Consider the following 12,077-nt stretch of genomic DNA (forward strand, 5'->3'; position numbering starts at 1 on the left):
AGATGCGTATCGCCATCGTCACTTACAACTGGCCTCCAAGAAATGCGATCGGTACGCATCGCCCATATGCCTGGGCGAAGTACTGGGCGCGTCTCGGTGTTGAAGTGACGGTGCTTACCGCTCGAAAGCAGGCATTCGACGAACCCCTAGACCTCCAGCTGCCCGTTTTGCCCGGTGTCGATGTCCAGGAAGTCGAGTCTGGCGGATCGGCAAGCGTCTTTTCATCCAGCTCCGCGGGACGTATCGCCGCGATGATGAAGCGCGTGAAGCGTGGGCTCCGGTCGCGGCTTGGACTGGTACTGGACCCGCGCGACGCTTGGGCGCGCGCGGCGGCCACGCAAGGAGCGGCCATCGCAGACCGCGTGGACGCGGTAGTAAGCACCTTTGGGCCGCGTTCCTCGCATATTATCGCCGCGCAGATGAAACGCCATCGCCCGGGACTGCTCTGGGTGGCTGATTATCGCGATCTTTGGAGTAACAACCATTTGGCTGGCTATTCTTCTCGGGCGTTCGACAGAGAACGGGCCCTGGAGGCCCGAACTGTAGGCTCCGGCGCGGACGTGATAACTACCGTGTCCCGGGAGCTTGCCGACCAACAGCGGGAATACCTCGGAAAGCCCGTCTGGGTCATCCCCAATGGTTTCGACGGTGAAATTGCCCCGCCCGCAGGTCGCCTACAGGAAAGACGAACGTTGCGCATCGTCTATACGGGGATGATATATCCGGGTGCCCGGGACCCGACACCGTTGCTCAAGGCGCTAAGGGAACTCCTGGATGAGGGTCGAATTGACGGCAACTCCCTCGGCGTCGACTTCTACGGACCAGCCGAACCGTGGCTGGAACGCCTCGTTGCCTCGTTCGATCTCGGACCATTGGTGCGGATACGCGGCCGCGTAAGCAGGGCGGAATCGCTCGCTTCCCAGGCAAATGCCGACTTGTTGCTGCTGTTGGAGAGCGGATCGCCGGAGGCGGCAGGGGTGCTTACGGGCAAGCTCTTCGAGTACCTCGCGGTCAACAGGCCCATCCTCAGTCTGGGTACCCGTCGTGGATTCGCCATATCCCGCATTCTCGAAGAGTGCGGCTCCGGGATATGTGTCGAGGGAGATGTGTCTCTTGTCAAGCAGATTATCCTTGGCGTATTGGCTGGCGAGCCGATCTCTTGGTTTTCTCCGAACATGGAGGCAATCGCTAGGTATTCCAGGAAGGAGCAGGCTGGTTGTCTCCTTGAGCTCATCCGGGGTCGTCTGGTCGGGAGTAGGGAAGCCGATGAAGTGGAGGTTCCATGAGCTTCGCCATCAATGCCAGGAAATTGGCGGGGTTCTGGCTGATGATTGCCATCGCCTTTTTGCCGATCTATCTATGGTCGTCTGGAGGGGCGCAGATCTCGCACATCATTCTGCTTGTCGTTTCCGCCTGGATGTGGGCATTCAAGCGTCCAAGGCTGGATCTCGTCGCACGATTGCTTGGGGTGTTGGCGGTTTATGCGGCCATTCGCGACAGTTTTTTCGCGGTGCGGAACACGTCTCCTGAAAGTGTTATCCCTATCTTTTACATATTTTTCATCTGGTTCATCTTCGTTAGCTTGCGCTCCTGGTTCGAGGACGACAGGAACTGGGGTCATGCGAAGATCGGACTCGTGCTCGCGGTCCTCGTCGCAATCGCCGGCGTCTTGCTCATGGGTTACGGAGCTAGCGTAGATTCAGAAGGCTGGAGATCTGTCGGCACGTTCAATAATCCGAATCAGCTTGGCTATTTCTCGGTATGCATCATCTCGGTGGCTGGTTTGCTCTACCTGCGCGGGAAGGCATCCTTGCCATTGCTGTTACTGTTCCTGGGCGGTGGGTTGTTTCTTGCCATAGCTTCGCTTTCAAAAGCGGCAATGATCTCCTGCGCGTTCGCTGCCTTGTTCATAGGGTTTCTCGCCAGCCGCTCGAAGCTGCAGTTCCTGGTCGGATGCGTCGTTGCCGCGACTCTGGTCGTTGTCGCGTTATGGTTGATCGAGTCAGGGCACCTGTCGAATTACAAGTTTTTTACTCGACTTTCCGGCCTCGGAACACAAGGCGACGATTCGTTGGCCGGGCGCGGCTATGGGGTTCTTATGGATGTCGGAGCGCTGGAGTTCCTGTTCGGCTACGGGGCGCAGGAAGTCCGTCAGCTGGTCGGCCACGAACTCCATAGTACGATCGCCAGCTTCTTCGCGAACTACGGTGCGATCGGCGGCTTCCTTTTTCTCAGCGTTATCGCGCTCTGGTGCGTTCGCGTTTGGCGGTCCCTGGGTTTGGTCGCCGTACTGGTCGTCGTTGTCCCGCCCATGATGTACGGATTGACGCACAACGGCAGCCGGTTCACGATCTTTTGGCTGCTGGTCGCTATGTCTTATGCCATTTCCGGTCAAGGGCGCCAACGAGCGATGGCCATGCACGACGCTAGATCCAGAACGCAATACCCCATGGGTGCAGCGCGATGAAGGTTGCCATCGTGGCTGCGCGAGGACGTTCGCTGGTGAACTTCAGGGGCGCGCTGATCATGGATCTGATCGACCGCGGGGCCGAGGTTCACGCGATCAGCCCAGTGGACGACACTGACGAGAAGACCCGCGCCGAACTTGCACGGATGGGGGCTACCTCACATCTGGTTCCGATGATGCGAGGCGGTACGAGTGTCTTCGGAGACCTCCGGACGTTCTGTGCCCTGCTGCTCATCTTTCGAAGAATCAGGCCCGACTGCTTGCTGACTTATACCGTCAAGCCCGTGGTGTACGGAACCTTGGCTGGATGGATCGCCGGAGTGCAGCGACGCGTCGCGTTGATCACCGGCCTGGGTTACGCCTTCATGGAAGAGGGCTCTTCGAAGTTGTCCTGGTTGGTCGTCTGGCTCTATCGGATTGCGTTGCGGCGTGCTCATCTCGTGTTTTTCCAGAACCCGGATGATCAGGAAGTTTTCAGGGGCAAGCGGATTCTGCCAGAACGCGTTCCCTCTCGGGTCGTCAACGGCTCGGGCATAGACTTGGACCAGTTCCAGTTCGCGCCGGTGCGGGATTGCAGCAAATTTCTCTTCATAGGACGCCTCCTCGCTTCCAAGGGGATTCGTGAATACGTCGACGCGTCGCGAATCGTGAAAGCCCGACATCCCGGCGTGGAGTTCGGCGTTGTCGGCTGGATCGATGATGTGCCGGACTCCATCAGGAAGGAAGAACTGGACGACTGGGTCGACTCGAAGACGATCAACTTCTTCGGTAGGCTTGAGGACGTTAAGCCTGCGCTGCGTGACTGCACTGTCCTCGTGCTTCCTTCCTATCGCGAGGGTACGCCCCGGACTGTGCTCGAGGCCATGGCGACGGGGCGGGCGGTGATCACCACCGACGCGCCCGGATGCCGCGAGACGGTCGTTTCGGGGGAGAACGGGTTCCTGGTAAACGTGCGCGACACGCTCTCGCTGGCCGATGCGATGATGAGGTTCCTTGAGGATCCTTCTCTGGCGATTGGCATGGGACGCAAGTCCCGGGAAATCGCGGAATTAAAGTACGACGTTCGCAAGGTGAATGCCGAGATGTTGGCTGGCATGGGAATGGCAGCCAAGCCATGATCGGGTACGAGCAGATCCAGTTCGCTGGCGTTCCATGGCGGAAGCTTCACGGCGCCATTGTGCCGCTGCTTCCTCCCCATCTGAATCCGCTGCTGACCGATGATGCGGCTCGGGAGTTCTTGGAGGACACTAAGGCTCATTTGATCCGTTGGGAGGATGGTTTCGAGTCCGCTGAGCCCACCGAGTGGTGGCACCTCGTCAAGGACGGAGACGCGTCAATCGAGGGCTTGCCCAAGAAGGTGCGATATCTGGTCCGCCAAGGCAGGGAGCGCTTTCGCGTCGCGAGATGCAAGAGGTCAGACATACTGGAGCGCGGTTATGACGTGTATTTGCGCGCTTATGAAAGGTACGAGACGTTCGAGAGGCGCTTCACGCTGCCCGAGTTCAGGCGAGCGGTCGAATCCATGCCGGAGTACATTGAATTCTGGCTGGCCGAAACTCCGGGGGATGGCCGGATGGTCGCATTCGCCGAGAACGTGGTCGCGGGCGACGCCTGCTTCTACTCGTCGATGTGGTTCTGCCCAGATGCGCTGAAAGGCAGTCTTTCGTATGCGCTGATCCAGGCCATGAACGAGCACTACCTGGGAGCGCGCGGCTTCAGATATGTCAGCGATGGAGCCCGGAATCTGAGCCACAGAACCAATATCCACCAGTTCCTGCAGACCAAGTTCGGCTTTCGACGTGCCTATTGCCGGCTGAACGTGGTGTACTCCAGGCCGGTCGGCGCACTCGTCGCTCTAGCGTATCCGTTCGGGAGTGTTTTGAAGCACGTGCCCGGTGCGGCGAAGTTGAGGGCGTTGCTGGAGCAGGAGCGGATCCGCAGGACTTTTGTACAGCCATGAAAGGGCGGGATGCCTTCGTGGTTAGGCTGGGTCGGGTACTGCAGGCGCTTCCCCTGGCCTGGCTGCGGCCCCTCGAAAAGCTGTCCCTTTCGCTGATTCCCGCGCGCGAACCCCACATTATCTTCTTGATCGCCCCGCCGAGAAGCGGGTCGACCGTTTGCTATCAGGCCCTGGTGCATTCGCTCCAACCGATGTACTTGAGCAATCTGTGGAACCTGCTTTACCAGTTGCCCCTGCTGGGTGGTCTGCTGTCGCGTCTGAAATGCACCGGGCATGCTTCGTCCTTTTCGTCGACTAGGGGCTTCGTCGAGGGGCTTTGCGGGCCTGCCGAGGGGCTGCGGTTCTGGAGTTACTGGTTTGGTCATGGACTGTCGGACCCTGGCCCGGCCGGCCGGCCGCCCCCTGAAGCCGGAACGGCTCATGTCCGGGCCGTGCTCGGATGCCTTTCGCGACCGGAACGCCCGTTCGTGGCGGGTTACATCGGGCACACGCTCGTCGTCGAGGAACTGATCCGGCTGTTCCCCGCTGCTGTTTTTGTCCATCTTCGCAGGGACCTCGCGGACAATGCGATGTCGATCCTCGCCATCCGGCGGGAACTTCCTGGTGGTGCCGATTTTTCCGTGCAACCGAGCGAGTGGAATGCCCATCGGGGAGGCGGGGCGCACCAAGAAGCGGCGGCGCAGGCATGGCTCCTCGACCGGCGCGTACGCCTTGCCCTGGATCCGGCCCGGACGATAGAACTGCGCTATGAGGACCTGTGTGCGAACCCGGCCGCCGAAGTTGGCCGGGTCGTCGAGTTCTGCAACGCCAGGGGTTTTCGACTCGAAATGAAGGCACAATTGCCGGAGCGCCTGGGAGCCGGTCCGCGAATGGCGGCGGACTCGGAGGACCTGCGCAGGATCAAGGAGATTCTTGGTGAGCTCGACGACGCTGCACAGGACAGGGCAAGGTCCGATGTATAACGAGACGCTTTACGATACTGTTCTGGATGCCGTTTCGCGCCTCCATGGGGTGCCGCCGACGCCCTTGCACCGCCCGGTGTTCCGCGGCCGCGAGAAGCAGTTGCTGGCCGAGTGCATCGACTCGAATTTCGTTTCTTCCGTTGGTGCGATGGTTTCCGAATTCGAGGAAGCCGTCGCGCGTTTCGTCGGTGCGCGCTTCGCTGTAGCCACCGTCAACGGAACTGCAGCCTTGCACGTGGCCCTTATGCTGGCTGGCGTGCAGCGGGGCGATGAGGTACTCAGCCAGGCATTGACATTCATCGCAACCTGCAATGCGCTCGCATACACAGGCGCCCATCCCGTCTTCGTCGACGTCGACAAGGACACGCTGGGCATGAGCCCCGATGCTCTGAGGCGCTTTCTCGAAGCGAATGTGCGGGTTCGCGAAGGCGTCGCGTGGAATATTGCGACCGGCCGTCGGATATCCGCTTGCGTGCCGATGCACACCTTCGGCTTCCCGGCACGGATCGCGGAGATCTCGCAAATCTGCGCAGATTATTCGATTCCGCTGGTGGAGGATGCTGCCGAATCCCTTGGAAGCTGGGTAGGCGAGCGCCATACCGGAACGTTCGGGAGGCTCGCCACGCTGAGCTTCAATGGTAACAAGATCATTACCACCGGCGGTGGTGGAATGATCGTCACCGACGATGAAGTGCTCGCCCGCCGTGCCAAGCACCTAACGACGACAGCGAAGGTTCCACATTTGTACGAATTCGTGCATGACGAGGTCGGGTACAACTATCGCTTACCAAACCTCAATGCAGCGCTAGGTTGTGCGCAAATGGAGAAGCTTTCAACCATGCTTGTGGTGAAGGCCGACATCGCCAACGGCTATCGGGAGATGCTTGCGGCTTCAGGATTGACCGTCGTCGACGGATTGCCGGGTACCACCCCGAACTACTGGCTCAATGCAGTCTTGTTCGGCTCGCTTCGCGAGCGGGACGAGTTTCTCGAGTACAGCAACTCGAAGGGGGTGATGGCACGACCGGTCTGGAGATTGATGTCCCGGTTGCCGATGTATTCGGGATGTCAGAACGATGGGCTTGAGAATTCGAAATGGCTGGAGGAGCGGGTGGTCAACCTTCCATCCAGTGTCCCGGAAGCCCGGTTCGGGGGATTGGAAGCGTGAATGTACTCGAGCTGGTCGGGCGGAACCGCCCTTTGTTCGACACGGATATGGCTCGGCACGCCGATGAACTCGCGCGCCTGGTGGGCGAGAGCCGTTTTCTCGTCATCGGCGGAGCAGGATCGATCGGCCAGGCCGTGACCCGAGAGATATTCAAGCGTCAACCGCGCGCACTGCATGTGGTGGACATCAGCGAGAACAACATGGTCGAGCTGGTTCGCGACATCCGCAGCACGCTCGGTTACATCGAGGGTGACTTCCGTACGTTCGCGATCGATTGCGGGCGGCACGAATTCGACGCGTTGATGGCATCGGACGGCCGCTATGACTACGTCCTGAACCTATCCGCCTTGAAGCACGTGCGCAGCGAGAAGGACCCATTCACGCTGATGCGGCTGGTGGAAGTCAACATCTTGAACACGCTTTCTACGATTGCGCATGCCGGGGTGGGCGGGTGCCAGAAGTATTTCTGCGTCTCCACGGACAAAGCCGCCAATCCGGTCAACATGATGGGTGCCAGCAAGCGGATCATGGAGATGTTCCTGATGCGCGCCAGCCTGGAGCTTCCGATTTCAACCGCGCGCTTCGCCAACGTCGCCTTCTCCGATGGTTCGCTGCCGCATGGATTCAACCAGCGGTTCGCGAAACGGCAGCCGATTTCTGCACCGCGGGATGTAAAGCGGTACTTCGTGACGCCGCAGGAATCCGGCGAACTGTGCCTTGGCTCCTGCCTGCTCGGGGACAATAGGGACATCTTCTTCCCGAAACTTAGCGAAGCGTTGCATCTGACGCGCTTCTCAGACATCGCGGTGCGGTACCTGGAATCGCTCGGCTACGAGCCGGTCGAGTGCGATACTGAGGACGAAGCTCGCAGCCGCACCGCAGAACTCATTCCAAGGCGAAAGTGGCCTGTCTATTTCTTCGATAGCGACACGACGGGAGAGAAGGATTTCGAGGAGTTCTACACCGGCGACGAGGACCTCGATATGAAGCGATTCGAGTCCATCGGAGTGATCCGAAACCGAGCCGATTTCGACGATGCAAAGCTCAACGGATTCCTGTCCAGGATCGGGGAGATCCGCGAGCGTGCGACGTGGGAAAAAGGGGATATTGTGCAGCTTTTCAAGGAGATGATTCCGGAATTCCAGCACAAGGAAACGGGCAAGTACCTGGACGGACGGATGTGATGCAGCGACTGTTCGACATCCTGCTCTCGGGAGCGGCGCTATTGGCGTTATCGCCCTTGCTTCTTCCGATCGCGTTGGCCCTGCGAATGACGGGCGAGGGCGAGGTTTTCTTCGTGCAACAGCGGGTAGGGCGCGGCGGGAAAGCTTTCGGTCTGTATAAGTTCGCGACGATGCTCAAGGACAGCCCCAATATCGGAACGGGCACCGTCACGCTGAAGGATGACCCGCGAGTGCTGCCCGTTGGGCGATTTCTGCGCAAAACCAAGATCAACGAGCTGCCGCAACTCTTGAACGTATTGCGCGGCGACATGAGTATCGTCGGGCCGCGGCCGCAGACGCATCGTTGTTTCGATGCCTTCCCCGAGGAGTCCCGGCGCTCCATCATCAAGGTCCGTCCAGGGTTGTCCGGCGTGGGTTCGATCGTCTTTCGGGACGAGGAAGAACTAATGCACGCAAGCTCCGAACCAGAACGCCTGTATGACGAAGTGATCATGCCCTACAAGGGCAAGCTCGAAGTGTGGTACGTGAACCATAGAGGCATCGCCACATACCTCAAGTGCATATTCTTGACGTCTTGGGTGATCCTGTTCCCCCGATCGGCCTTGGTGTGGAGCGCATTTCGCGGGCTCCCGTTGCCACCTCCGCAACTGGCCGCCGCACTGCGCACTGGCGAGGTGGGGCATGCGCTCGAATGAAGCGGCGCGGTCCAAGCCCGCATGCGTCGTGGTCGACGCCCCAGAAGCTCTGGCGCGTTACGCATCGGATTGGACGAATGAGTACGCGGGCCAGCCGTCCATGGTGGCTTTGCCGGCCACTGTTCCGGAAGTGGTGGAGCTCGTGCAGTGGGCGAGGCGAGAGCATGTGGGCTTGGTGCCTTCGGGTGGGCGTACCGGCTTGTCCGGTGGTGCAGTCGCATCAAATGGCGAGGCTGTAGTCTCCTTCGAACGCATGCGGCGCCTGATCGCGTTCGACGCAACCGAGCGGAGCTTGAGGGTCGAGGCAGGGGCGGTCACCCAGGCGGTCCAAGAGCGAGCTCGCGCCGAAGGGCTGTTCTACCCCGTCGACTTCGCTAGCCGTGGCTCGAGCCAGATCGGCGGAAACATCGCTACCAATGCCGGTGGCATCAAGGTGCTGCGCTACGGGTTGACACGCAATTGGGTCACCGCCCTGAAAGTGGTCACCGGCACCGGGGAGCTTCTGGATCTGAACAAGGGTCTGATCAAGAATGCCACCGGCTACGACCTGCGGCATTTGTTCATAGGCTCGGAAGGCACCCTCGGCCTCGTCGTCGAAGCCACGCTGCAACTGACGGATCCGCCGCCGCCCCAGCAGGTGATGGTGTTGGGATTGCCTTCGCTGGCAGCGATCATGGAAGTCTTCGCGCGCCTGCGCGGAAAGTTGACTCTCAGCGCGTTCGAATTCTTTACCGAGCAGGCGTTGACCCGCGTGATCCATGCAGGAGGACGCAGGCCGTTCGACACGCATGCGCCGTACTATGTCCTGGCCGAGTTCGATGAGGATGAGGCAATGGCCGGCCAAGTATTCGAAGCATGCCATGGCGAGGGGCTGGTGGAGGATGGCGCCATCAGCCAGAGCGGGGCACAAGCGATGGAGCTGTGGCGCCTGCGTGAGGGAATCACGGAAAGTCTTTCACGGTACCGGCCCTACAAGAACGACATAGCGGTGCGGGTCGCCCAGGTACCAGCATTCCTCGAGCGCATCGACGCCTTGTTCGAGCGTGAGTATCCAGGTTTCGAGGTGATCTGGTTCGGTCACATCGGCGATGGCAACCTGCATATCAGCGTGCTGCCGCCACACGGCATGCCCGAGGATATCTTCCTGGAGGCGTGCGGACATGTCACGGACCAGCTCGGCCGCGTGCTGGCGGAATTCGGCGGTAGCATTTCCGCAGAGCATGGCGTTGGCCTCCTCAAGAAGCCGTACCTGCACTACAGTCGCAACGTGGGTGAAATCGAACTGATGCGCCAGCTCAAGCGGGTGTTCGATCCTACGGGCATCTTGAATCCTGGGAAGATTTTTGATCCTTGATTCCTGGTTCCAAGCCAGGCTGCCAGCACTGGCCTGTTCCAGCCCCCTTTACCGTCACATTCTTTTGACTTGGCTTTGCCGACTGTTCTCTATCCCGTGGAAGCTGACACCTTAAGGATGATCCAAGAAAGCGCCCTACAAGGAGCATTGTTGGCCGGCTTCGCCACTTGGCTGCTGGTCTGGCTCCTCAAGCCTGTCGCCTTCCGCTATGGGCTGCTGGATTGCCCGAAAGGCCGCAAAGCCCATGAGGCGCCGACGCCCGTCACAGGTGGCTTGGCCATGACCTTGGCCGCGGTCGCCGGCGGCGCGATCGCCATCCGCACCATCTCTCCAGAAATCACCTACCTCATCCTCGGCATGGCTCTCCTACTGGCCGTTGGCCTGCTCGACGACCTGCGCGACCTGCGCTGGTGGTGGCGGATACTGGCCCAGATGGTGGCCGCGCTGGGCCTGTACTACGGCGGTGGGGTAAGGGTTGAACAGCTCGGCGGCGTGTTCGGTTTCCCGGACCTGACCCTGGGGCCGCTGTCGCTGCCCCTGACCGTGATCGCCACTGTGGGCCTGATCAACGCCATCAACTTGGTCGACGGCGTAGATGGCCTGGCCGGCACCCTGGTGCTGGCGGCGCTGCTGATGCTCACAGCCGCGGCGCTGTATGCGGGCAATGGTGAGCTGGCCGGCGAAACCTTGATCCTGGGCGCCGCCGTCATCGGCTTTCTGGCCTGGAACTTTCGCATCCCCGGCCGTTCGCGCGCAGCCGCCTTCATGGGCAACTCCGGCAGCGCGCTGCTGGGCCTGGCCATTGCCTGGGTCTGCTTCCGCCTGACCCAGAACCCGGGCCATCCGGTGAGTCCCGTGCTGGCGCTCTGGCTGCTTCCGGTGCCAGTGATGGACTGCCTGGTGCTGATCGTGCGGCGCCTCCGCGAGGGGCGTTCGCCGTTTTCGGCCGGGTGCGACCACATCCACCACTGCATGCGCGACGCGGGCTGGGGCCCGATGGGCATCTGCGTGGTGCTGGGAGGGTTCAGCCTGTTGTGCGGGCTGGCCGCGGGCCAGGCGATGCGCCTGGACATCCCCAATCCGTTGCTCCTGCTGGCGTGGATTGGGATGGCCGTGAGCTGGTACTGGCTGTCGCTGCGTCGGGTGCGGGCGTTGGTGATCTTCAAGGCACTGCGCAGGATGTTGCTGGGTAACGTAGCCGTCGCGCGTAGCCTGGCCGGATTGCCGCCCGCCAGCAATGACGACGTGGCCGCGGAAGAAGCCCGGATCCGCGCCGCCGGCGAGCCCTAGATTCAGGGCTTACGAGTCGCCCAAAAGCAGGTTGGCCAGCCGTTCCGCCAATGCCTCCGGCGATTCGGCCACCGTGTCGAGCACGACGTCCGGGTGTTCGGGCACCTCGTACGGCGAGTCGATGCCGGTGAAGTTGCGCAGCTGGCCGGCGCGGGCCTTGGCGTACAGGCCTTTGGCATCGCGCTGCTCGGCGACCGCCAGCGGCGTGTCGACGAACACTTCCAGGAACTGGCCCTCGGCGAACAGCTCGCGGGCCATGCGCCGCTCGGCGCGGAACGGCGATATGAAGCTCACCAGCACCACCAGCCCGGCGTCGACCATCAGCCTGGCCACCTCGGCCACGCGGCGGATGTTCTCCACCCGGTCCTCGTCGGTGAACCCCCGGTCCTTGTTCAGGCCGTGGCGGACGTTGTCGCCGTCCAGCAGGTAGGTGTGCCGGCCCAGCGCCAGCAGGCGCTTCTCCACCAGGTTGGCCACCGTCGACTTGCCCGCGCCCGACAGGCCGGTGAACCACACGCAGCGCGGCGCCTGGTGCTTGATCCGGGCGCGCGCGGCTTGGTCGACCTCCAGGTGCTGCCAGTGGATGTTGCCAGCCCGGCGCAGCGCGAACGCCAGGGTGCCGGCGGCCACGGTGGCGTTGTCCTGGCGGTCGATCAGGATGAACCCGCCCAGCTCGCGGCTGTCGGCATAGGCCTCGAACGGGATGGCCTGGTCCAGGTACAGGTTGCAGTAACCCACCTCGTTGAGCTCCAGGCTCCTGGCCGCCAGCGCTTCTTGTGTGTTCACGTCGACCTTGTGCTTGATCTCGGTGACCTGGGCGCCGACGGTGCGGCTGCCGATCTTGAGCCAGTACGGGCGGCCGGGCAGCAGTGGCTGGGTGCCCAGCCACAGCAGGTGGGCGGCGAACTGGTCGGCGATCTCGCACGGATCGTGCGCGGCGGCCATGACGTCGCCGCGGCTGGCGTCGATCTCGTCGGCCAGGGCCAGGACCACGGCC

General features: G+C 61.5%; 11 protein-coding genes. 10 read left to right on the forward strand and 1 reads right to left on the reverse strand.

Going from position 1 to position 12,077, the window contains the following annotated elements:
• Positions 1–2: 2 nt before the first annotated feature.
• The 10 genes from QAA18_RS06000 (at position 3) to QAA18_RS06045 (ending at position 11,080) form a co-directional block, all read left to right on the forward strand.
• Positions 3–1,286 (forward strand): glycosyltransferase, encoded by a 1,284-nt coding sequence (locus QAA18_RS06000; RefSeq protein WP_279411896.1) that lies wholly within the window; start codon positions 3–5, stop codon positions 1,284–1,286.
• Positions 1,283–2,467 carry a hypothetical protein gene (locus tag QAA18_RS06005; protein WP_279411898.1) on the forward strand — a complete coding sequence of 395 codons (1,185 nt, stop codon included), beginning with the start codon at positions 1,283–1,285 and terminating at the stop codon, positions 2,465–2,467. Before QAA18_RS06000 ends, QAA18_RS06005 begins: the two co-directional genes overlap by 4 nt.
• On the forward strand, positions 2,464–3,585 hold the full coding sequence (locus tag QAA18_RS06010) for a glycosyltransferase family 4 protein (RefSeq protein ID WP_279411899.1): 1,122 nt from the start codon (positions 2,464–2,466) through the stop codon (positions 3,583–3,585). Before QAA18_RS06005 ends, QAA18_RS06010 begins: the two co-directional genes overlap by 4 nt.
• The gene (locus QAA18_RS06015) at positions 3,582–4,427 is read left to right on the forward strand and encodes a GNAT family N-acetyltransferase (RefSeq protein WP_279411900.1); all 846 of its coding nucleotides are present in this window, start codon (positions 3,582–3,584) and stop codon (positions 4,425–4,427) included. Before QAA18_RS06010 ends, QAA18_RS06015 begins: the two co-directional genes overlap by 4 nt.
• On the forward strand, positions 4,424–5,389 hold the full coding sequence (locus tag QAA18_RS06020; protein WP_279411901.1) for a sulfotransferase: 966 nt from the start codon (positions 4,424–4,426) through the stop codon (positions 5,387–5,389). The genes QAA18_RS06015 and QAA18_RS06020 overlap by 4 nt, the downstream gene beginning before the upstream one ends.
• Positions 5,343–6,557: a LegC family aminotransferase gene (locus QAA18_RS06025; RefSeq protein ID WP_279411903.1), complete on the forward strand. Its 1,215-nt coding sequence runs from the start codon at positions 5,343–5,345 to the stop codon at positions 6,555–6,557. The genes QAA18_RS06020 and QAA18_RS06025 overlap by 47 nt, the downstream gene beginning before the upstream one ends.
• Positions 6,554–7,741: a UDP-N-acetylglucosamine 4,6-dehydratase gene (locus QAA18_RS06030; RefSeq protein ID WP_279411905.1), complete on the forward strand. Its 1,188-nt coding sequence runs from the start codon at positions 6,554–6,556 to the stop codon at positions 7,739–7,741. The genes QAA18_RS06025 and QAA18_RS06030 overlap by 4 nt, the downstream gene beginning before the upstream one ends.
• Positions 7,741–8,436, forward strand: coding sequence for a sugar transferase (locus QAA18_RS06035; RefSeq protein WP_279411906.1), 696 nt, complete (start codon positions 7,741–7,743; stop codon positions 8,434–8,436). The genes QAA18_RS06030 and QAA18_RS06035 overlap by 1 nt, the downstream gene beginning before the upstream one ends.
• Positions 8,423–9,790 (forward strand): FAD-binding oxidoreductase, encoded by a 1,368-nt coding sequence (locus tag QAA18_RS06040; RefSeq protein WP_279411908.1) that lies wholly within the window; start codon positions 8,423–8,425, stop codon positions 9,788–9,790. The genes QAA18_RS06035 and QAA18_RS06040 overlap by 14 nt, the downstream gene beginning before the upstream one ends.
• A 150-nt stretch (positions 9,791–9,940) precedes the next feature.
• Entirely contained in the window at positions 9,941–11,080 is a 1,140-nt protein-coding gene (locus QAA18_RS06045) for an MraY family glycosyltransferase (RefSeq protein ID WP_279411909.1), read from the forward strand.
• A 9-nt stretch (positions 11,081–11,089) separates the two neighbouring features.
• On the opposite strand, the gene cysC is transcribed toward QAA18_RS06045, so the two are convergent.
• Positions 11,090–12,077, reverse strand: a 988-nt coding sequence (cysC, locus tag QAA18_RS06050) for an adenylyl-sulfate kinase (RefSeq protein WP_279411910.1), incomplete at its 5' end; no start/stop codon positions are given.

This window comes from Luteimonas sp. 8-5, from assembly GCF_029763755.1.
Taxonomy (GTDB): Bacteria; Pseudomonadota; Gammaproteobacteria; order Xanthomonadales; family Xanthomonadaceae; genus Cognatiluteimonas.